The 20,401-nt window shown below is 72.9% G+C and carries 19 protein-coding genes and 1 riboswitch; of the genes, 14 read left to right on the top strand and 5 right to left on the bottom strand.

The annotated features are described in order from the left end of the window. Window positions 1-486: methyltransferase family protein (locus N801_RS16095; RefSeq protein WP_052113214.1), on the bottom strand; the 486-nt coding region annotated here is incomplete at its 3' end. A gap of 139 nt (window positions 487-625) precedes the next feature. On the opposite strand from N801_RS16095, the gene N801_RS16100 reads away from it, so the two are divergent. The 5 genes from N801_RS16100 (at window position 626) to N801_RS16120 (ending at window position 7,312) form a co-directional block, all read left to right on the top strand. Then, a complete protein-coding gene (locus N801_RS16100) occupies window positions 626-2,080 on the top strand; it encodes a flavin-containing monooxygenase (RefSeq protein WP_035940019.1) in 1,455 nt (484 codons plus the stop codon). A 10-nt stretch (window positions 2,081-2,090) separates the two neighbouring features. After that, entirely contained in the window at window positions 2,091-2,885 is a 795-nt protein-coding gene (locus N801_RS16105; protein WP_035940022.1) for a deoxyribonuclease IV, read from the top strand. A 286-nt stretch (window positions 2,886-3,171) separates the two neighbouring features. Continuing rightward, window positions 3,172-6,087: a leucine--tRNA ligase gene (leuS, locus tag N801_RS16110; protein WP_035940024.1), complete on the top strand. Its 2,916-nt coding sequence runs from the start codon at window positions 3,172-3,174 to the stop codon at window positions 6,085-6,087. Window positions 6,088-6,145: 58 nt separating this feature from the next. Next, window positions 6,146-6,439 (top strand): anthrone oxygenase family protein, encoded by a 294-nt coding sequence (locus N801_RS16115; RefSeq protein WP_052113215.1) that lies wholly within the window; start codon window positions 6,146-6,148, stop codon window positions 6,437-6,439. A gap of 57 nt (window positions 6,440-6,496) precedes the next feature. After that, window positions 6,497-7,312, top strand: coding sequence for a DUF72 domain-containing protein (locus tag N801_RS16120; protein ID WP_035940026.1), 816 nt, complete (start codon window positions 6,497-6,499; stop codon window positions 7,310-7,312). 37 nt (window positions 7,313-7,349) lie between these two features. Here N801_RS16120 and N801_RS16125 read toward each other — a convergent pair whose 3' ends face one another. Continuing rightward, a complete protein-coding gene (locus N801_RS16125) occupies window positions 7,350-8,627 on the bottom strand; it encodes a nucleotide disphospho-sugar-binding domain-containing protein (protein ID WP_035940028.1) in 1,278 nt (425 codons plus the stop codon). Between the two features lie 17 nt (window positions 8,628-8,644). Continuing rightward, window positions 8,645-9,235 (bottom strand): TetR/AcrR family transcriptional regulator, encoded by a 591-nt coding sequence (locus N801_RS16130; protein WP_035940030.1) that lies wholly within the window; start codon window positions 9,233-9,235, stop codon window positions 8,645-8,647. Window positions 9,236-9,355: 120 nt separating this feature from the next. Next, window positions 9,356-9,470: riboswitch (SAM riboswitch) on the top strand. A gap of 43 nt (window positions 9,471-9,513) precedes the next feature. Between N801_RS16130 and N801_RS16135 the strand changes: the two genes are divergently transcribed. The 5 genes from N801_RS16135 to N801_RS16155 all read left to right on the top strand — a co-directional run bounded on the left by N801_RS16135 (window position 9,514) and on the right by N801_RS16155 (window position 15,899). After that, on the top strand, window positions 9,514-10,902 hold the full coding sequence (locus tag N801_RS16135) for an aminotransferase class V-fold PLP-dependent enzyme (RefSeq protein ID WP_084109127.1): 1,389 nt from the start codon (window positions 9,514-9,516) through the stop codon (window positions 10,900-10,902). A gap of 35 nt (window positions 10,903-10,937) precedes the next feature. Then, entirely contained in the window at window positions 10,938-11,783 is an 846-nt protein-coding gene (locus tag N801_RS16140) for a DegV family protein (protein WP_035940032.1), read from the top strand. Window positions 11,784-11,797: 14 nt separating this feature from the next. After that, complete coding sequence (locus tag N801_RS16145) at window positions 11,798-12,409, top strand: glycerol-3-phosphate acyltransferase (RefSeq protein WP_035940034.1); 612 nt, start codon at window positions 11,798-11,800, stop codon at window positions 12,407-12,409. Between the two features lie 92 nt (window positions 12,410-12,501). Beyond that, window positions 12,502-13,515 carry a ComEA family DNA-binding protein gene (locus N801_RS21410; protein WP_084109130.1) on the top strand — a complete coding sequence of 338 codons (1,014 nt, stop codon included), beginning with the start codon at window positions 12,502-12,504 and terminating at the stop codon, window positions 13,513-13,515. Next, entirely contained in the window at window positions 13,512-15,899 is a 2,388-nt protein-coding gene (locus N801_RS16155) for a ComEC/Rec2 family competence protein (protein WP_035940036.1), read from the top strand. Before N801_RS21410 ends, N801_RS16155 begins: the two co-directional genes overlap by 4 nt. Before the next feature lie 60 nt (window positions 15,900-15,959). Here N801_RS16155 and N801_RS16160 read toward each other — a convergent pair whose 3' ends face one another. Further along, on the bottom strand, window positions 15,960-16,898 hold the full coding sequence (locus N801_RS16160) for a LysR family transcriptional regulator (protein WP_035940038.1): 939 nt from the start codon (window positions 16,896-16,898) through the stop codon (window positions 15,960-15,962). 138 nt (window positions 16,899-17,036) lie between these two features. Between N801_RS16160 and N801_RS21125 the strand changes: the two genes are divergently transcribed. Both N801_RS21125 and N801_RS16170 read left to right on the top strand, forming a co-directional pair. After that, a complete protein-coding gene (locus N801_RS21125) occupies window positions 17,037-17,225 on the top strand; it encodes a hypothetical protein (RefSeq protein ID WP_035940040.1) in 189 nt (62 codons plus the stop codon). Between the two features lie 37 nt (window positions 17,226-17,262). Beyond that, entirely contained in the window at window positions 17,263-18,138 is an 876-nt protein-coding gene (locus N801_RS16170) for a Sir2 family NAD-dependent protein deacetylase (RefSeq protein WP_035940042.1), read from the top strand. A 3-nt stretch (window positions 18,139-18,141) separates the two neighbouring features. Here the strand turns inward: N801_RS16170 and lexA are convergent, their stop codons facing one another. After that, complete coding sequence (lexA, locus tag N801_RS16175) at window positions 18,142-18,888, bottom strand: transcriptional repressor LexA (protein WP_035940044.1); 747 nt, start codon at window positions 18,886-18,888, stop codon at window positions 18,142-18,144. A gap of 184 nt (window positions 18,889-19,072) precedes the next feature. On the opposite strand from lexA, the gene N801_RS16180 reads away from it, so the two are divergent. Together N801_RS16180 and N801_RS16185 are read left to right on the top strand one after the other, a co-directional pair. Further along, on the top strand, window positions 19,073-19,477 hold the full coding sequence (locus tag N801_RS16180) for a LysM peptidoglycan-binding domain-containing protein (RefSeq protein ID WP_052113216.1): 405 nt from the start codon (window positions 19,073-19,075) through the stop codon (window positions 19,475-19,477). Window positions 19,478-19,655: 178 nt separating this feature from the next. Then, window positions 19,656-20,129: a VOC family protein gene (locus tag N801_RS16185; RefSeq protein ID WP_035940046.1), complete on the top strand. Its 474-nt coding sequence runs from the start codon at window positions 19,656-19,658 to the stop codon at window positions 20,127-20,129. Window positions 20,130-20,401 lie beyond the last annotated feature (272 nt).

Here is a 20,401-nt window from a genome sequence, read left to right on the forward strand (position 1 = left end):
CCACCGCGGGGCGCCCCAGCGCGGGGTGCCCCAGCGAGGCACGGCCTCGGCGTAGGCGGCGTGGGCCGGTCCGAACCGGCGCCGGAGCTCGCTCTCCTCGGCCTCGACCTGGTGCCTCACGGCGAGGACCGCCGGCAGCCACGCCCCGAGCGCCCAACCGGAGCGGGCGAGCAGCGCCCAGCCCAGGTGCCCGAGGGCCCAGGCGGCATACATCGGGTGGCGGGAGCGGGCATAGGGGCCGGTGGAGACCAGCCGGTCCGGGTCGGCGAGCCGGACGTCGCGCACCTCGCGCCAGGCCCGCGTGGCCAGCACCGCACCGGACACCATGAGGACGAGGCCGGGCGCTCGCCACGCGGCGGGAGGGCCGGGGAGCCGCAGGCGCCGCACCCGCTCGGCCAGCGCGGCCGCCACGAGCGGCACGGCGTGCTGCTCGGGGACCGGCACGTTGGCCAGCCGGTCCCGCCACACCGTCGACCCGTTCGTCATGGCGACGCACATCCTTCGGCGCTCTGGTCGGTGGGCGCCCGGTGCCACGACGCTACCGGGCCACGGGCGTGTCGGGCGTGGGTCGGTCGTGATGTCATGAGGTGGTCCGCGTACCCCCGCCACCCACGGAGCCCCACCGATGCAGAGCCTCGACGTCGACGTCCTCGTCGTGGGTGCCGGGCTCTCCGGGGTCGGCGCCGCCTGCCGGCTCGCGCAGCTCTGCCCCGACCGGTCGTTCGCCGTCCTCGAGGCGCGCGCGGCGGTCGGCGGGACGTGGGACCTGTTCCGCTACCCCGGGGTGCGCTCGGACTCCGACGTCGTCACCTTCACGTACCCGTTCCGGCCGTGGACCGAGTCCGGCGTGCTCGCCTCGGGCGCGCGCATCCGCGACTACATCCGTGACACGGCCCGGGACTTCGGCGTCGAGGAGCACATCCACCACGGGCAGCGCGTCGTCGACGCGGCCTTCTCGACCGGCACCGGCCGGTGGACCGTGACGGCCGAGACCTCGCAGGGGCGGGTCGAGCACACCGCGGCGTTCCTCTACCTGTGCACCGGCTACTTCTCCCACGACGCCGGACACGTCGTCGACTTCCCGGGTCGCGGCGACTTCGCCGGCCCGGTCATCCACCCGCAGGCCTGGCCCGAGGGCTTTGACCCCACCGGCCGGCGCGTCGTCGTCATCGGGTCGGGCGCGACCGCCGTCACGCTCGTCCCCGCCCTCGTGGAGCGGGGCGCCGCGCACGTGACCATGCTGCAGCGCAGCCCCGGCTACGTCCTGCCCCGCTCGGGGACCGACCGGGTCGGCAGGGCGCTCCGGCGCGCGCTCCCGGGGCGGGCCGCCCACCGCGTGATCCGGGCGAGGAACCTCCTCACCAACGTCGCGCTCTACGAGGTGAGCCGCCGGTTCCCCGGCGCCGTCCGGCGCGGGATCGCCAGGATCAACGCCGACCTCGTGGGGGAGGAGGCGGTCCGCGCACACTTCACGCCGGCATACGCGCCGTGGGACCAGCGCATGTGCATCGTCCCGGACGGCGACCTCTTCGCCGCGATCGGCAGCGGACGGGCCTCGGTCGTCACGGACACCGTGGAGCGGTTCACGGCCGACGGGATCCGGCTGGGCAGCGGCCGGGAGGTCGAGGCGGACGCGATCGTCACCGCGACCGGGCTGCGGCTCGAGGTGGCCGGGGGGATGGGCCTCAGCGTGGACGGGCAGACGTTCGCGCCGCACGAGCGCTACTTCTACAAGGGCGCGATGTTCGGTGGGGTGCCGAACCTCGCCGTCTGCCTCGGCTACACCAACAACTCGTGGACCCTGCGGGCCGACCTCACCTCCCGCTACGTCTGCGCGGTGCTCGACGCGATGGCGGCGGCAGGGGCGACGACGGCGACGCCCCGTGTCCCCGTCGACCTCGAGGAGGGTGAGCCGCCGTTCGGGCTGACGTCCGGCTACGTCCGGCGTTCGCGGCATCTCCTCCCGAGGCAGGGGACGAAGGCCCCGTGGACGGTCCGCCAGAACTACCTCCACGACCTCCGGCTCATGTCGGCCCGGCGAGTCCTCGACGGCACCCTCGAGCTGGCCGGCGCTTCCTAGACTGGACGGCATGAGCCTGACGATCGGTGCACACGTCGACCAGACCGACCCGCTCGCGGAGGCCGCCGCGCGCGGCACGACGCTGGTCCAGTTCTTCCTCGGCGACCCGCAGGGCTACAAGGGCCCGGAGGTCCGGTATGCCGGTGGGGCCGCGGCCCTGCGTGCCGACGCCGAGGCCGCCGGGGTGGACCTCTACGTCCACGCGCCCTACGTCATCAACGTCGCGACGACCAACAACCGGATCCGCATCCCGTCGCGCAAGCTCCTCCAGCAGCACGTCACCGCGGCCACCGAGATCGGGGCCAAGGGCCTCATCGTGCACGGCGGCCACGTCGGCAAGGACGACGAGCTGGAGGTCGGGTTCGACAACTGGCGCAAGGCCGTCGAGGCGACCGACCTCACTCTCCCGCTGCTGCTCGAGAACACCGCCGGTGGGGACAACGCGATGGCGCGCCACCTGGAGCGCATCGCCCGCGTCTGGGACGCGATCGGGTCGGCCTCGCAGTCGGACCAGGTCGGGTTCTGCCTCGACACCTGCCACGCCCACGCCGGCGGCAACCCGCTCGAGACGGTCGTCGACGACGTCCTCGCGATCACCGGCCGGATCGACCTCGTGCACTGCAACGACAGCCGCGACACCTTCGACTCCGGCGCCGACCGCCACGCGAACTTCGGGGCGGGCACGATCGACGCCGACCTGCTCGCCGGGGTGGTGCGCTCCGCCGGCGCCCCCGTGGTGTGCGAGACGCCCGGTGGCGCCGGCGAGCACGTGGCCGACTTCGCCTGGCTGCGCGACCGCCTCTGACCCGCCTCGCGAGCGTCCGCAAAGGTGGTCGGCTTCGCGACCACCTTTGCGGACGCTGACGGGTGCCGGCTCGCTGGCGTCCGCAATGATGGCGCGGTTCTCGGCCACCCTTGCGGACGCTGACGGTGCGGATCGGTCCCGGTGGCCCTGCGATAGTCTGGAGGCATGGCACAGCTGCTGCTTCTTCCACCGCCGCGCTGACGGTCCGTCCAGGACGTCGTCGCGGCGAACCCCTCCTGCGTGAGGGGCTTTTTTGTGGGCAGCACCGATGAGGCAGAAGGATGAGATGAGCGAGACGGCGCACCGCTACACGGCAGAGCTGGCCGACCGGATCGAGCTGGCCTGGCAGGACCGCTGGGAGGCCAGCGGCGCCTTCGACGCGCCCAACCCCTCCGGCCCGTTCGCCGACCCCGAGGCGGTCGCGTCGTTCGAGGGCGGCCACCTGCTCGTCCTCGACATGTTCCCGTACCCCAGCGGGGCCGGCCTGCACGTGGGCCACCCGTTGGGCTACATCGCCACCGACGTCTTCTCGCGCTACCACCGCATGCTCGGCAAGAACGTCCTGCACTGCCTCGGCTACGACGCGTTCGGCCTGCCGGCCGAGCAGTATGCCGTCCAGACCGGTCAGCACCCGCGCGTCACCACCGAGGCCAACATCGTCATCATGGCCCGCCAGCTGCGCCGGCTCGGGCTGGGCCTGGACAACCGCCGGGCCATCGAGACGATGGACCCGGACTACTACCGCTGGACCCAGTGGATCTTCCTCACGATCTTCAACAGCTGGTACGACCGCGACGCCCCGCGTCCCGACGGCAGTCTGGGCCGGGCCCGCCCGATCAGCGAGCTCGTCGCCGAGTACGCCTCGGGCGAGCGCCCGCTGCCCGCCGACGACGGCCGCGACTGGGCCGACCTCGGCGAGGTCGAGCGCGCGGACATCCTCGACAGCCACCGCCTCGCCTACGCCTCCGAGGCCCCGGTCAACTGGTGCCCCGGGCTCGGCACGGTGCTCTCCAACGAGGAGGTCACCAACGACGGGCGGTCCGAGCGCGGCAACTTCCCCGTCTTCAAGCGCAACCTGCGCCAGTGGATGATGCGCATCACCGACTACTCCGACCGGCTGGCCGACGACCTCGACCGCGTGCAGTGGCCCTCCAAGGTCAAGGCGATGCAGCGCAACTGGATCGGTCGCAGCGAGGGCGCCCGCGTCGCGTTCCCGATCGTCGGCGCGCAGGACACGGTGGACCCGATCGAGGTCTTCACGACGCGACCGGACACCCTGTTCGGAGCGACCTTCATGGTGCTCGCGCCCGAGCACCCCCTCGTCGACGCCGTCGTGCCGCAGGGAGACTGGGCCGACGGAACGAACCCGGCCTGGACGGGTGGCGAGGCGAGCCCGCAGGCTGCCGTGACGGCATACCGGCTGGCGGCCTCGCGCCGCAGCGACGTCGAACGCCAGACCGAGGGCAAGGACAAGACCGGCGTCTTCACGGGTGCGTATGCCGTGAACCCCGCCACCGGGGCGCCGCTCCCGATCTTCGTCGCCGACTACGTCCTCATGGGCTACGGCACCGGCGCGATCATGGCGGTGCCCGGCCAGGACGAGCGCGACTGGGACTTCGCGACCGCCTTCGGCCTGCCGAAGATCCGCACGGTGCAGCCCACCGAGGGCCACCCCGAGGACGAGGCGTTCACCGGCGACGGCCCGGCGATCAACTCCGCCAACGACACCCTCGACCTCAACGGCATGCCCGTCGCCGAGGCCAAGGCCGCGATGATCGACTGGCTCGTCGAGCACGGCCACGGTGAGGCGACGATCAGCTACAAGCTGCGCGACTGGCTGTTCTCCCGTCAGCGCTACTGGGGCGAGCCGTTCCCCATCGTCTTCGACACCGACGGCGTCGCCCACGGAGTGCCCGAGTCGATGCTGCCGGTCGAGCTGCCCGACGTGCCCGACTACAGCCCCCGCACCTTCGACCCCGAGGACGCGCAGAGCTCACCCGAGCCTCCGCTCGGCCGGGTCGCCGAGTGGGTGGACGTCGACCTCGACCTCGGTGACGGCCGGGGCGTCCAGCGCTACCGCCGCGAGACCAACACGATGCCCAACTGGGCCGGGTCGTGCTGGTACTACCTGCGCTACCTCGATCCCGAGAACCGCGAGGAGCTCGTCTCGGCGGAGACCGAGGAGTACTGGCTGGGCCCGCGCGACGAGGCCGTCAACGGTGCTCCGGCCGGGACGCGCGACCCGGGCGGCGTCGACCTCTACATCGGCGGCGTCGAGCACGCCGTGCTGCACCTGCTGTATGCCCGCTTCTGGCACAAGGTGCTCTTCGACCTCGGTCACGTCTCGAGCGAGGAGCCGTTCCGGACCTACTTCGCGCAGGGCTACATCCAGGCGCCGGCCTTCACCGACTCGCGCGGCCAGTACGTCGAGGCCAGCGAGGTCGAGGAGGTCGCCGGCGACGACGGACACCCGGCCTTCACCTGGAACGACCAGCCGGTCACCCGCGAGTTCGGCAAGATCGGCAAGTCGCTCAAGAACATGGTGTCCCCGGACGACATGTATGCCGCGTACGGCGCGGACACGCTGCGGCTCTACGAGATGGGTCTCGGCCCGCTGGAGCAGAGCAAGCCGTGGGACACCCGCGCCATCGTCGGGTCACAGCGCTTCCTGCAACGCCTCTGGCGCAACGTCATCGACGAGGAGACCGGAGAGGTGCGCGTCAGTGACGCCCCCCTCGACGACGCCACCTCGCGCGTGCTGCACCGGACCATCGACGCGGTCCGCCGCGACTTCGACGAGCTCGGCTTCAACACCGCCATCGCGCGCCTCATCGAGCTCAACAACGCCCTGACCAAGCTGGGCACGGCGCCCCGCGAGGCGGTGGAGCCGCTCGTCCTCATGGTCGCACCGCTCGCGCCGCACATCGCCGAGGAGCTGTGGTCGCGCCTGGGCCACGACGTGTCGCTCACCCACGCACCGTTCCCGGTCGCCGACACGGCCCTGCTCGTCGAGGAGACGGTCACCTGCGTCGTGCAGATCAAGGGCAAGGTCCGCGACCGCATCGAGGTGCCCGCCGACATCAGCGAGGACGAGCTGCGGCAGCAGGCCCTCGCCCTGCCCAAGGTCGTCGAGGCGACGGCCGGGGGAGTGCGGACGGTCATCGTCAGGGCGCCCAAGCTCGTCAACGTCGTCCCGCTCTGACCCCCGCCTCGTGTGCCCCAGCGCGACCCCTGGCTCGCGCTGAGGCACACGAGGCAAGATGGGCGTCCTCGCGCTCGGGTCGCTCGCAGTGCTCATCCTCGCCGTGGTCGGAGATGTCGGCGAACCCGGGCTGGCCGTCGCCGGAGCGCTGCTCGGGCTGGCCGGCCTCGTCGTCACCGGGGCGGGCAATGTGCCGCTCAACGACCGGCTTGCCCCACTCGTGCCAGGGGCGCCGGACACCGAAGGCGAGTGGACGGCATACCTCACCGCCTGGACGCGGTGGAACCATCTCCGGACGGTCGCGGCGCTCGGGTCCTCAGTGCTCCTTGCCCTCGCCGCAGCACGAAGCTGACCCACACCGCCTTGTCGCAGGCGTGTTCGCGGCGCGGTGTTCGTGGAGGATCGACCCATGATCCGGATCGGCATCTCCGGCTGGCGGTACGCACCGTGGCGCGGGGTCTTCTACCCGACCGGGCTGCCCCAACGCCGTGAGCTGGAGTACGCCGCGCAGCGGATGTCGTCGATCGAGGTCAACGGCTCGTTCTACTCGCTGCAGCGCGCCTCGAGCTGGCAGGCGTGGGCCCAGGCGGTCCCCGACGACTTCGTGTTCGCGGTCAAGGGTCCCCGGTTCGTCACGCACCTGAAGAAGCTCGCGGACGTCGAGGTGCCGTTGGCGAACTTCTTCGCCTCCGGCGTCCTGACCCTGGGCCACCGGCTCGGTCCGTTCCTGTGGCAGCTGCCGCCCAACCTCGGCTTCCACCCCGACCGGCTGTCGGCGTTCTTCGACCTGCTGCCGAGGCGCGCCGGGGAGGCGGCCCGGTGGGCGGCGTCCCGCCACGAGCCCGAGCGGCTCAAGGGCACCCCGGACCCCACCGCACCGGTCGACGTGCCGCTGCGCCACGTGCTGGAGGTGCGGCACGAGACCTTCCGGTCGCCCGCGCTGGCCGAGCTGTTGCGCGCGCACGACATCGGGCTGGTCGTCGCCGACTCCGCCGGGACCTGGCCGATGCTCGACGACGTCACCAGTGACCTCGTCTACGTCCGGCTGCACGGTGACGAGGAGCTCTATGCCAGCGGGTACTCCGGCGCCGCCCTGGATCGCTGGGCCGGGAGGATCCGGGAGTGGGCGGGCGCCGGGCTGGACGTCTTCGTCTACTTCGACAACGACGTCAAGGTCCACGCGCCCTACGACGCGATGAGGCTTGCGGCGCGGCTGACGTCGTAGGGCACGCTCGGCGCCCGCGACCGTCTGCCCCCGGGTCTCAGGCGACGTGCCTGCGGCTGGCCGGCTGCTCCAGGAGCGAGACGAGGCGGTCGTCGTCGACCTCCGCGCGGATGCGCGCCCCCAGCTCCTCCGCCGCCCACGCGAAATGGGGCTCCGTGAGCAGGCGGCGGACCGCCTCGGCGATTCGGGCTGGTTCGGCCGACGGCTTGAGCCTCAGGCCGGCGCCCCGTTCCGTCATGCGCACCGCGTTGTCCTTCTGGTCGCGGATCCCCGGCAGGCAGAGGACCGGTTTGCCGAGGGCGAGAGCCTTGATGATGGTGCCGTGGCCCCCGTGCGTGATGACCACCGACGCGAGGGGGAAGACCTCCGAGTGCGGCGCCGACCGGACCACCGTGACGTTGTCGGCGCCGGGCACGTCCGCGGGGTCCACGTAGGGCCCGGTGCACACCAGCCCACGCACCGGCAGCGTCGCGAGGGCGGCCGCCACGCGCCGGAGCATGGCGTCCTGCCCCTTGACGTGGCTGCCGGAGACCCCGACGACCACGAGCGGCCGCGGGTCGTCCGGCTGGTCGTCGATCGGTGAGGGGACGGCGGCGTAGACCGGGTCATCGAGCATCGGCCCGACGTAGTGCGCGTTGCCGGGGAGCGTCGCGGGGAAGTCGAACGCCCTGGCGGTGGGAATCACCACGCTCTCGCAGGAGCGCAGCTGGTCCCACGGGTCGGAGAGGGGCGCCAGGCCGTGCGCGGCCCTCGCCTCGTTGAGCGCGGGGAGCCCGGTGCGCCACGCAGCCTTGATGCTGGCGTTGAGGGCACGGTCGCGGGCGCGGCCCAGCGCGGTCCTCGCCGGTGTGAGGCCCAGCCCGAACGGGGGCATCCCCTCGGCCGGGATGATGTAGATGCCCGGGACGATGCCCACGGTGGGGACGCCCCTGGCCTCCGTCGCGACCATCGGACCCAGGATCGCGCCGTCGACGAGGGCGACGTCGGCGGGGCGCCGGTCCAGCTCCTCGGCCGTCTCCGTGGCGAAGAGGGCGGCCGGGCCGGTGATGAGGCGCTCGGAGATCCGCTTGAAGAGCTTCCACGGGTTGTCGACGACCTCCCAGTCCTTGAGGAGGTCGTCCTCGATCGAGGCCGTGGCACGGTGGGGCGCCAGCCGCCACGGGACGAACTCGGCGTCAGAGCGGGCGGCCTCGGCCTCGAGCGTCGGGTCGCCGATGACCGTGACGCTGTGGCCACGGGCGATGAGGCGGCGGGCGATGCCGAAGTCGATGGGGACGGTGCCTCCGCCGTCCCAGGTGGCGAGCAGGTAGTGCATGACTCCTCCTTCCGGCCTCAGTGCGAGGTCAGGACTCCTTCGGTGAGTGCGCACATGACCTCCGTGGTCATGCGTCGTGAGTGGCCCAGGTCGAGGCGCAGCAGGCGCCACGTGCCGACGTCGGTCGCGGCGTACAGGGCGGCGAGGGTGCGCCGACGGGCGCGACGGTCGGCGGGGAGCCGGTCGGCGAAGGTGGTCTCGAGCCACCTGCGGTGCTCGCGCCGTCCTCGCTCGGCCATGGCGGCCATGGCCTCGGACTGCTCCGCGGCGGCGAGGAGCCGCGACACGGCGTGCCCGTAGGCCTCGTACTCGGCCGCGAGGGTCGCGATCGCGCCGGCGGTGTCCGTCGGTGCGGCCTCTCGTCGACCCGACGTGAGCTCCTCGGCGAGCGACTCCGTCAGCGCCACGATGAGGCCCTCCTTGGACCCGACGTGGTTGCGCACGGTCTGCGTCGTCACGCCGGACCTCTGCGCCACGAGGGGGAGGGTCAGCTCGTCGAACGGCTGGGCGAAGAGGATCTGCTTGGCCTCGGCGAGGATGCGGCGACGCGTCTCCTCCTGGGCCTCGGCCCGGGCCCGGAGGACGTAGGTGCGTGCCGTCGCTGGCATGCGCCCATCGTACCGATCGATTTATGTGACGTAAAGCGAAAGTTCTCAGCGGCTCGGCGTCTCGGAAGGTGGACGGAGGGTCCCGAGGGCTGAGCGGACCGGCATACACTCCTGACCCAAGGTCACGAGTACCAGTGTTCAGCCCCGGCTTGCTGGTCGGCAACCCTCCTCCGCGGTGGGGTGCTCCGGGTGACGACCTGGTCGGCTGCAGCAACGCAGTCGGCAAGCGCGGACTCGCGAGCACCTCGAGGGTCCATCGACTCTCCAGGGAGCACCAGATGTCCATCGCCACCTCGGTCCCGCACACCGCCACCCCAGAACGCCGTCGCACCTGGCTGCGGTCGGTGCCCTCGCCCGGCCAGGTCGTCGCCGAACCGGGCCGGGTGCCGGCGGTCGTCGCCGCCCCGCACGTGCCCACGTGCCACGGCACCCTCGTCGAGTACGCCAACTTCGACCACGGTGCCTCGACCCCGGCCCTGGCCAGCGTCGTCGCCGCCGTCGACAAGGCCACCGCCACCTACTCCAGCGTCCACCGCGGACAGGGGTGGGCCAGCCAGGTGTCGAGCCACTACTACGAGGCCGCCCGCGAGGAGGTCGCCCGGTTCGTCGGGGCCCGTGAGGGCGACGAGGTCGTCTTCACCCGCAACACGACCGACGCGTTCACCCTCCTCGCCCGCGCCGTTCCGCGTCGGACGCGGGTCATCGTCTTCGCGACCGAGCACCACGCGACGCTCCTGCCGTGGGAGCCGAGGAACACCACGCGCCTGCCGGTCCCGCTGACCCACGCCGACGCCGAGATTCTCCTCGCCGATGCCCTGGCCCGCACCCGCGGCAGCCGCACGCTCGTCGTCCTCAACGGTGCGTCCAACGTCACCGGCGAGTACTGGCCCGTCGAGCGACTCTCCGCGATCGCCCGCAGCCACGGCGCCCGGGTCGCCCTCGACGCCGCCCAGCTCGTCGGCCACCGCCGCGTCGACCTCGACACCCTCGGCGTGGACTACGTCGCGTTCAGCGGCCACAAGATCTACGCCCCCTACGGTGCCGGCGCGCTCGTCGGTCGCGCCGACTGGCTCGACGCCGCCGCGCCGTACCTCGCCGGCGGGGGTGCGACGGCCGCGGTCGGCGCGCTGTCGACGACGTGGCGCACCGGGCCGGCCCGTCACGAGGGCGGCACGCCCAACGTCCTGGGCGCCGTCGCCCTCGCCGCCGCGTGCGCGGCGATCCGGGAGAACCGCGTCGCCCTCGAGACGCACGAGGCCGAGCTGACCCAGCGCCTCGTCGACGGGCTGCGGGCCGTCGACGGCGTCGAGACCTGGAGCATCTTCGGCGACGGCGCCGACCGTGCGCCGGTCGTGACCTTCACCATCGACGGGCTCGACTCCTCGCTGGTCTCCGCAGCCCTCTCCGCCGAGCACGGCATCGGTGTGCGGGACGGCAAGTTCTGCGCGCACCTGCTCGTCGACAGCCTGCTCGCGGACGAGGACGTCGACACCGCGGTGCGGGTCAGTGCCGGCCTCGCCACGACCGACGAGCACGTCGAGCGCCTGCTCGCCGCGGTGGCCTCGCTCGCCGCGCAGGGACCGAGCGTCGCCTACGACCATGTCGAGGGCAGCGGCTGGGTCCCAGTCGACGACCGGCGGGGGACGCCGACCGACCTGCCGTGGTGACCACGGCGGGGCCGTCCGCGCACTAGCCTCGGGCTGTGGTCACCGCTCTCGTCACCGACTCCACGGCATACCTCTCCGCTGACCTCGTCGCCACCCACGGCATCGGCGTCGTCCCGCTGCACGTCGTCGTCGGCGGCAAGGAGTACCGCGAGGGCGTCGACATCGGCGCGGGGGAGGTGGCCGAGGCGCTGCGCGCGTTCCGGCCGGTCTCGACCTCCCGGCCGGCGCCGCAGGCCTTCCTCGACGTCTACCGCGAGCTCGCCGAGGGCGGCGCCGACGCGATCGTGTCGGTCCACATCTCGGCCGACATGTCGAGCACCATCGGCTCCGCCCAGCTCGCGGCCCAGCACTCGCCGGTCCCGGTGACCGTCATCGACAGCCGTTCGATGGGGATGGCGATGGGGTATGCCGTCCTCGCCGGTGCCGAGGCCGCCGCCGGTGGGGCGTCGGCCGAGGACGTCGCGGCCGTCGTGCGTGCCCGCTGCGAGGCGGCGACGGTCGTGTTCTACGTCGACACCCTGGAGCACCTGCGCCGCGGCGGACGGATCGGCAAGGCCAGCGCCCTGCTCGGGTCGGCGCTCGCGATCAAGCCGATCCTCGGGCTCAAGGACGGGTCCATCGTCCCGCTGGAGCGGGTCCGCACGTCCTCGCGCGCGATCGCCCGCCTCGAGGACCTCGCCGCGGAAGCGGCCGAAGCCCAGGAGTCGGTCGACATCGCCGTGCACCACCTCGACTCCGCGGACCGGGCCGAGAAGCTCGCCGAACGCCTGCGTCCCCGGATCCACGGGCTCGGCGACCTCTCCGTGGTCGAGCTGGGCGCGGTCGTCGGCGCGCACGTCGGCCCCGGGACACTGGCCATCGCGGTGAGTCCGCGGGTCTGACCCGGGCTGCCGCCGTGAACCCCTCGACACCCGTCTCCGTCCTCGGCGCCGTGGTCGTCGCGGCCGTCTGCTTCGCCATCGGCGGCCTCAACCCCGCCACGTTCGTCGGACGGAGCCAGGGGGTGGACGTCGCCTCGGTGGGGTCCGGCAACCCGGGCGCCACCAACATCGGGCGTGCGCTGGGCCGCAAGTGGGGGATCGCCGTCGGCGTGCTCGACATGCTCAAGGGCCTGGTGCCGACGCTCGTCGTGCTCCTCACCCTCGGGACGTGGTTCGCGCTCGTCGCAGGGGCGGCCTGCGTCGTCGGCCACATCTACAGCCCCTACCTGCACGGACGGGGCGGCAAGGGGGTCGCCACCTCGCTCGGGGCGATGCTCGCCGTGGTGCCCTGGGCTGCGCTGGCCGGGCTCGTGGCGTTCCTCGTCGCTCTGCCGTTCGTCAAGCGGCTCGGTGACGCCTCCGTCGTCGCGACGGCCCTGCTCGTCGTCATCGGGGTCGTCCTCGCCGTCCGCGCCGACGACGCCACGGAGCGAGGGGTCGGCGTGTGGCTGACGCTCGTGTCCCTGCTCGTGCTGGCCCGGCACCGACGCAACATCCTCATCTGGGTGACCCGGCTCAGCGGCTGACGTCCGTCCACAGCGAGCGGGTGTCACCGGGGTCGTCCACAGCTCCGGATCTCGAGGTGGGGTGGCCGCCCGCTCGTTCCTAACGTCGGCGTATGCCGTTGCGCCGCCCACCCGAGACCGTCTCACCTCGAGCCCTGGCGCGGGTGCGCTCGGCGGGCGGCGGGCCGCGATCGGCGGCTGGCGGTGGGACGCGTTCGACGGCCAGCGGTGGGGCGCGGTCGACGGCCGGCGATGGGGCGCGGTCGACGGCCGGTGAGCGCGACGGGGACGGCGAGGGGCACGGACGACACCGACCGATCGAGGTCCCGCGCGGTCCGGTCCTCGAGCTCCCCACGAGCCTGCGCAGCGCGCGGTGGGCTCCGACCCGGTCGGCGGGGACGGCGGTGCTCGCGGTCGCCGTGCTCGTCGCGCTCGTCTTCGGGGTCCGGGTGTGGCTGGCGGGGTCCGGTGGCCAGGCCGTACCCGGTGCCGCCGGGGGCGTGGCGGCACCGAGTGGCGTGGTCCGGGGGACGTCCACCCTGTCGCGGGCCTCGCCCACCCCCTCGGCGGCGGTCCCCTACTCGGCGGCAGGGACGCGCGGATCGTCCACGGCGACAACGGCGCCCACCGGCTCGCCCGTCGCGGCCGCCGGTGGCGTCGTCGTCCACGTGGTGGGTCAGGTCGCGTCGCCCGGGGTCTACCGGCTGGCGGCCGGTGCCCGGATCGCCGACGCGGTGCAGGCCGCGGGCGGGGCGACCCGGACCGCCGACCTGTCCGCGGTCAACCTGGCCCGGGTCGTCGTCGACGGGGAGCAGGTCCAGGTGCCCCGACGGGGTGAGGCGGTGACTCCGTGGGGCGCGCCGGCTGCTGGCGGTCCGCCGGGAGGCGGCGTGGCCGGTGGTGCGGACGGTGCGCGAGGCGCCGCGGCCCCCGGTGGGCTGGTCTCGCTCAACACGGCCGACCTGTCCACGCTCGACACGCTGCCCGGCGTGGGACCGGTGCTCGCCCAGCGGATCATCGACTGGCGCACCGAGCACGGCCGGTTCACGAGCGTCGAGGAGCTCGGCGAGGTCAGCGGCATCGGCGACACGCTCCTCTCGCGGATCACCCCGAAGGTGACGCTGTGAGCGTGGCGACGCCGGGGGAGTGGCAGCGCGAGGTCGTCCGCGCCAGCGACCTCCGCCTGCTCGTCCCTGCCCTCGTCGGCTGGGCCCTGCTCGCGTCGACGCTGACCCGGCCGCCGACCTGGCGATGGGCGGTCTGCATGCTCCTGGCCGTGGGCGTCGGGGCAGGCGTGGCGACAGCCGTGGTGCGACGGGCGTGGTGGCGCGGGTCGTGGGGGCGAGGTGTGCTGCTCGTCGTCGGCGTCACCCTGCTCCTCCAGGTGGCTGGCGCCGGCCAGCACGCCCTGCGGGCCACCGGGGACCTCGACACCCTCACCGCCGCACGGGCGGTCGTGGTGATGGAGGCGACGGTGACCTCCGACCCGTTCACCCCCGCCCCGAGGGCTGGGCGGGAACCGGTCGTCATGCTGCGGGCGTCAGCCCACGAGGTGACCGGCCGCGGTCGCACCACCGCCGCCCACGCACCCGTGGCGGTGCACGGCTCCGAGGCGCTCCTCGCCGTGCGGTGGCACGACCGCGTCCGACTCCGCGGTCGCCTCGGACCTGCCCAGCCGGGCGCGTCGGAGGTCGCGGTGCTCCGGGTCTCCCGGGTCACGGTGGTGGACCCGGCCGGCCGGGTCGCCCAGGTGGCCGAGCACCTCCGGGCGGGCCTGCGCCGCGCGGTCGACCCGACGCCCACGGACGCGCGCGGGCTGCTGCCCGGGCTCGTCATCGGGGACACCAGCCGCACCCCGCCCGACCTCACCGCGGCGATGCAGGCGACCGGGATGACCCACCTGACCGCCGTCTCGGGCTCGAACATCGCGGTCGTCGGCGGGATGGTCCTCGCGCTGTGCGTCCTCGGGGGAGTGCGCCGTCGCTGGCGTCCGGTCGTCGTCGCCGTCACGATCGTCGGCTTCGTCGTCCTCGCCCGACCCGAACCCAGCGTCGTGCGCGCCGCGGCCATGGGACTCATCGGGCTGCTCGGCGTGAGCCGGTCCAGGCGCCGGGCCGGGATCCCGGTCCTCGCCGGAGCGATCGTCGTCGTGCTCGTCGTCGACCCGTGGATGGCGCGTTCGTTCGGGTTCGCCCTGTCCGCCCTGGCGACGCTCGGGCTGCTGCTCTTCACCCGCCCGTGGGGTGACGCCATCGCCACGCGCCTCCCGCCCCGCCTGTCACTGCTCGGTCCAGCGATAGCGATTCCCGTTGCAGCACAGGCGATGTGTGCGCCACTCGTCGTGCTGCTCCAGGGGTCGGTGAGCATCGTCGGTGTCCTCGCCAACCTCGTGGCGGCACCGCTCGTCGCCCCCGCCACGATCGCCGGAGTGAGTGCCGCGGCCGTCTCCGTCGTCGCCGACCGACCGGCAGAGCTCGTCGCCTGGCTCGGCGCCCTGCCCACCCTCGGCATCGCGAGGACGGCGCGGGTCATGGCGGAGGTCCCGGGTGGGACGATGCCGTGGCCCGACGGCGCGCGGGGAGCCCTGCTCCTCGCCGGCGTCACGGTCCTCGCCGTCCTGTCGGGGCGCTGGCTGGCGCGGGTCACCCTGCTCCGACCGCTCCTGGCCCTGACCGTCGTCGCCCTCACGGTGGCCGTGACGATGCCGACACGCATCGTCACGTGGCCGGCCGACGGGTGGCGGATCGTCTTCTGCGACGTCGGGCAGGGCGATGCGGCCGTGATCCGCACCGGACCCGGCCGGGCGCTGGTCGTGGACACCGGCCCGGACCCCCCGCTCGTCGACGGCTGCCTCGCGGACCTCGACGTCGAGGTGGTCGACGCGGTCGTGCTCACCCACTTCCACGCGGACCACGTCGAGGGACTGCCCGGGGTGCTCGACGACCGGACCGTCGGACAGGTGCTCAGCTCGCCCGTCGCCGACCCCGCCCACCAGGTCGGTGAGGTGACGGACTGGACGAGGGCACGCGGCATACCGCTGTCTGCCTTGGCAGCCGGCGACCGGCTCACCTTCGGTGACGTCACCGCGGAGGTGTGGGCGCCGGTCCGGCGCATCGCCGCGGGGTCGGTGCCCAACAACGCGAGCGTGGTCCTCGCCGTCCACCTCGGCGCGGTCGACGCCCTCCTGCTCGGCGACGTCGAACGCGAGGCCGCGCACGACCTGCTCCTCCGGCTCCGACGCGACCCGGTGATGGCCGCTGTCGCTCAGGACCTCGACGTCGTCAAGACACCGCACCACGGCAGCGCGAACCTCGACGCGGGCCTCATGGCCGCCGTTCGCGCCCCGGTAGCGGTCGTGAGCGTCGGGGAGGGCAACGACTACGGCCACCCGACGGCCGCGCACCTGACGATGATGCAGCGCAACGGGTATGCCGTGCACCGCACCGACCAGCGCGGCCACATCGCCCTCGTCGAGCGTGACGGCCGGATCGAGGTGGTCACCGAGAGGTGAGCGCCCTGGCATCACAGACGCGTTGGGCGGACCGGCTCCTCGCGGAAGGGAGCCGACGGGTCAGCGGCCGGACGACTGAGCCGCCCATTTGGCCGCCGCCTCGGCGCTCTCCACGAGTGCGTCGAGGGTGGCCTTGACGGCAGGGACCCGCTGCAGGTCCGGCGTCGTCACGGCGACGATGTGGCGCCGCGACGCGGGGGTCATCGGCAGGGCGACGACGTCCTCGTGGTGAACGGTCTTGAGGATGAGGTCGGGGATGACGGCGATGCCGAGGCCCTCGGCGATGAGCCCCATGACGGCGACGTAGTCCTCGGTCTCGTAGGCGACGTCCGGCACGTAGCCGGCCGTGCTCGCGAGCTGGAGCAGGTGGCCCCGGCACCGGGGGCAGCCGGCGATCCACGTCTCGTCCTGGAGCGCGGCCATGTCGACCTGGGTCGAGGTCGCCAGCGGGTGCGAGCGGGGGACGGCGAGCAGCACCTCGTCGTCGAGGAGGGGCGTGGTGACGAACGGCTCGAGGTCCTCCTCGCCGCGGCCGAGGTCGGTCCCCTCGTAGACGAACGCGACCGCGAGGTCGCACTCACCGGCGCGCAGGGCGGCGAGCGACTCTCGCGGCTCTCCCTCGCTGAAGGTGATCGAGACGCCCGGGTGCTTCGCCTTGACCTTCGCGAGGGCCTTGGGGACGAGTGTGGCCGAGGCGGACGGGAAGGCCATGAGCCGGACGCGTCCGGACCGGAGCCCGGCGATCGCGGCGACCTCCTCCTCGGCCGCGTCGAGGGCCGAGAGCACCGGGCCGGCGTGCCGTGCGAGCACCGCACCGGCCTCGGTGAGGCGGACGCTGCGGCCGACCCGTTCGACGAGGGTCGTGCCCGTGCGGGTCTCGAGACGGCGGACCATCTGCGAGATGGCGGGCTGGGAGTAGCCGAGGGAGAGCGCCGCCGCCGTGAAGCTGCCTTCGTCGGCGATGGCGCGCATGACCCGGAGTCCTGCGGCATCGATCATGGGGCCATCCTATAACCAGAAGTTATCGAGATCCATCGGGACGGTTCAATCCTTGATGTCGGGCGCCCACGCCGACGCGATGCGGCGACGGTCGTCCCTGCCGTGTATCAGCAGCCGCGGTGCGCCCTCCTGACGTGCATGAGGACCACGAACCGCCGGCGCACCGCGCGCCGCAGCCACCACCCGGACGTCACCTGTGACGGCCTCGGCCGCTGGCACTGGAAGTGCCCGTGCGGCGCCGGCTCCTACGGCGGCTCCTCGGCGGTGGACTGGCGCTGGATGCTCACGGCGGCCCTGGTCCACCAGAACGCCTGTCCGGGCGAGTGACCCCGGTGAGGTCAGGACGAGCATTTACGATGTCGGGGTGAGCCCTGAGGTGTCGGTCCGCGAGGTCGCGGCGCTGCTGCGCGAGACCGGCCCGGCCCTCGTGCTCACCGGCGCGGGCCTGTCGACCGAGAGCGGCATCCCCGACTACCGCGGCCCCGACGGCAACCGCCGGGTGACCCCGATGTCACACCAGGAGTTCACGGCGACGAGCGAGGCCCGGCAGCGCTACTGGGCGCGCAGCTTCATCGGCTGGCAGCGCTTCAGTGCGGCCGAGCCCAACGACGGCCACCTCGCCGTCACCGACCTCCAACGCGCCGGGGCGCTCGGCGCCGTCATCACCCAGAACGTCGACGGGCTGCACCAGGACGCCGGCACCCGTGAAGTCATCGAGCTGCACGGGTCGCTCGCCGAGGTCGTCTGCCTCACCTGCGAGGGCCGGGTCGACCGCGGCCTGCTCCAGGCGCTCATGGACGACGCCAACCCCGGCTTCGCCTCGCGCGCCCTCGGGTCCGTGGTCGACGGCTCCCGGGTGAGCAGCCAGATCCGCCCGGACGGCGACATCGTCCTCGCCGACGAGGCCGTCACCACCTTCGTCACTCCCCGCTGCCTGGCGTGCGACGCCGACACCCTCAAGCCCGACGTCGTCTTCTTCGGCGGGGCCGTCCCCAAGCCCCGCGTCGAGCAGTGCTACGCGCTCACCGAGGCGGCGTCCGCGCTCGTCGTCCTCGGGTCGTCGCTCAAGGTGATGAGCGGCTACCGGTTCGTGCGGCGAGCGGCCGCACGCGGCATACCCGTCGTCGTCATCACGCGGGGACCCACACGCGGGGACGCCGAGACGACGCACCGGATCGATGCGCCGCTCGGCGTCACGCTCGCTGCGCTCACCCGCGCCGTCGGGGCACAGGTGGCGTGAGCCTCAGATCCGGCGCAGGACGGCCGTGACCTTGCCGAGGACCGTCGCGTGGTCGCCGTCGATCGGGTCGAAGGCGGGGTTGTGCGGCATGAGCCAGACCTTGCCGTCCTTGCGCTTGAACGTCTTGACGGTCGCCTCGTTGTCGAGCATCGCCGCGACGATGTCGCCGTTGTCGGCGCTCGGCTGCTGCCGGACGACGACCCAGTCACCGTCGCAGATCGCCGCGTCGATCATCGAGTCACCGACGACCTTGAGCAGGAAGAGCGAGCCCTCGCCGACGATCTGCTTCGGCAGCGGGAAGACGTCGTCGACCATCTCCTCGGCCATGATCGGCACGCCGGCGGCGATCCGTCCGAGGACGGGCACGTAGCTCGCCTCGGGCCGCGCGTCGCCCGAGCCGGTCGGGTCGAGGTCGGCGTCCACGTCGTCCGGGGTGGCGCCGCCGCGGTAGCCGCGGATGTCGCTCGGGGTGTCGGGGGAGATGACCTCGATCGCCCGGGGGCGGTTGGGGTCGCGCCGCAGGTAGCCCTTCTTCTCGAGGGCGTGCAGCTGGTGCGAGACCGAGCTGGGGGAGGTGAGCCCGACGGCTTGGCCGATCTCGCGCATGCTCGGCGGGTAGCCGCGGCGGTCGACCGAGTTGCGGATGACGTCGAGGACCTTGCGCTGCCGCACGGTGAGCGTGCCGTCGCCGGGGTCGCGGTCAGGCAGCTGGTGGACGTCGGCGTCGGGGGGGCCGCTCTTGTCGCTCATCTCGTCTCCTCTGAAACCAGTGGTGTCAGTGGCGCCTGATTGGCTTCCTGACATGACCACAGCGTACGGAGTTCGGGCGGGCGGATCAAACACCTGTTCGACGCGTGTCTTGAACTACTCGAACATCCGTGCTAGACATCGTACAGACGTTCTATCGAACGTCCTTTCGACCCAGGAGGACTCCATGAGTGCAGCAGCTGCCCTCGACGGCACCGCGGCGGGGTATGCCGTCCCGCTCCCGATCCGTCGCCCGGAGCGTCCGCGCCTCGTCCTCGTCCCGACCGGCGAGGCCGTCACCGTGGCTCCCCGGCCGGCCCTGCGGCTGACCCGTGGCGGGCGCCTGGTCCTCACGAGCACCGTCCTGCTCATCGCGCTCGTCGCGGCGTTCGTCGGTCTGACCGGGGGAGCCGCCGCCTCCTCGGCCCCGGAGCGCGTCACCGTCGAGCAGGGCCAGACGTTGTCACAGATCGCGGCCGAGCACATGACCGGCACGTCGATCGCCTCGGCCGTCGCTGAGCTCCAGCTGGTCAACGGTCTCAGCAGCGCCCAGGTCCGCGCCGGCCAGCAGATCGTCATCCCGCAGGGCTGACGACCACGACTCCGAGCCGCTTCGACCCCGGCTCGGTCCTGAGTCCATGGCAGAGCCTCGACCCCTCGCCGACTCAGTACGAAGGGCGCCCCGCCGACAGTTGCGCGGGGCGCCCTTTGCCGTACCCGGCCCGGGTCCGGCGCGGAACATCGGCGGCCGCGTCGCCCTTGTCCTTGGCATGAGCACCGAGAGCACCGAGAGCGCCGCGAGCATCCAGAGGGTGAGGCAGCTGCGGGTCGTCGTCGAGGCAGCCGACTACGACGAGGCGGTGCGCTTCTACCGCGACGTCCTCGGCATGGACGAGATCGCCGCCTTCTCCGAGGGCGGTGAGGACCGGGTCGCGATCCTCGAGGCCGGTCGGGCGACCTTCGAGATCGCCAGCCCGGCTCACAAGGTCGCGATCGACGCCGTCGAGGCCGGGGGCACGCCGAGCCCGCGGATCCGGATCGCGTTCGAGGTCGACGACGCCGAGCAGTCCACGCGCGAGGCTGAGCACGCCGGAGCCACCGTCGTCGCCGAGCCGGTCCTCACCCCCTGGAAGTCGCTCAACTCCCGGCTCGAGGCACCGGCCGACCTCACGGTCACCCTCTTCGAGGAGACGGAGGAGTCGCACGAGCGCGCGCAGCGAGAGGGCTTCGGCACCACCGACTGATCCGCGTGCCGGCGGCGTCCGGCGTGTCGCGTGCCCAAACGGGGGAATGGGCGAGTTGGGGACGGGTGTGTCGTGTGCCCAACGGGGGAATTGGCGAGTTGAGCACCGGTGTGTCGCGTACCCAACGGGGGAATTGGCGAGTTGAGCACCGGTGTGTCGCGTACCCAACGGGGAAATTGGCGAGTTGAGGACCGGTGGGTCGCGTACCCAACGGGGGAATTGGCGAGTTGAGCACCGGTGGGTCGTGTACCCAACGGGGGAATTGGCGAGTT

This window comes from Knoellia aerolata DSM 18566, assembly GCF_000768695.1.
In the GTDB taxonomy this organism is placed as follows: Bacteria; Actinomycetota; Actinomycetes; order Actinomycetales; family Dermatophilaceae; genus Knoellia; species Knoellia aerolata.

Coding starts and splice junctions, on each gene's coding strand:
- N801_RS16120 (WP_035940026.1), top strand. CDS start 6,497: ATGATCCGGATCGGCATCTCCGGCTGGCGGTACGCACCGTGGCGCGGG.
- N801_RS16160 (WP_035940038.1), bottom strand. CDS start 16,898: ATGATCGATGCCGCAGGACTCCGGGTCATGCGCGCCATCGCCGACGAA.
- leuS (WP_035940024.1), top strand. CDS start 3,172: ATGAGCGAGACGGCGCACCGCTACACGGCAGAGCTGGCCGACCGGATC.
- N801_RS16115 (WP_052113215.1), top strand. CDS start 6,146: ATGGGCGTCCTCGCGCTCGGGTCGCTCGCAGTGCTCATCCTCGCCGTG.
- N801_RS21410 (WP_084109130.1), top strand. CDS start 12,502: ATGCCGTTGCGCCGCCCACCCGAGACCGTCTCACCTCGAGCCCTGGCG.
- N801_RS16105 (WP_035940022.1), top strand. CDS start 2,091: ATGAGCCTGACGATCGGTGCACACGTCGACCAGACCGACCCGCTCGCG.
- N801_RS16185 (WP_035940046.1), top strand. CDS start 19,656: ATGAGCACCGAGAGCACCGAGAGCGCCGCGAGCATCCAGAGGGTGAGG.
- N801_RS16135 (WP_084109127.1), top strand. CDS start 9,514: ATGTCCATCGCCACCTCGGTCCCGCACACCGCCACCCCAGAACGCCGT.
- lexA (WP_035940044.1), bottom strand. CDS start 18,888: ATGAGCGACAAGAGCGGCCCCCCCGACGCCGACGTCCACCAGCTGCCT.
- N801_RS16125 (WP_035940028.1), bottom strand. CDS start 8,627: ATGCACTACCTGCTCGCCACCTGGGACGGCGGAGGCACCGTCCCCATC.
- N801_RS16180 (WP_052113216.1), top strand. CDS start 19,073: ATGAGTGCAGCAGCTGCCCTCGACGGCACCGCGGCGGGGTATGCCGTC.
- N801_RS21125 (WP_035940040.1), top strand. CDS start 17,037: ATGAGGACCACGAACCGCCGGCGCACCGCGCGCCGCAGCCACCACCCG.
- N801_RS16130 (WP_035940030.1), bottom strand. CDS start 9,235: ATGCCAGCGACGGCACGCACCTACGTCCTCCGGGCCCGGGCCGAGGCC.
- N801_RS16100 (WP_035940019.1), top strand. CDS start 626: ATGCAGAGCCTCGACGTCGACGTCCTCGTCGTGGGTGCCGGGCTCTCC.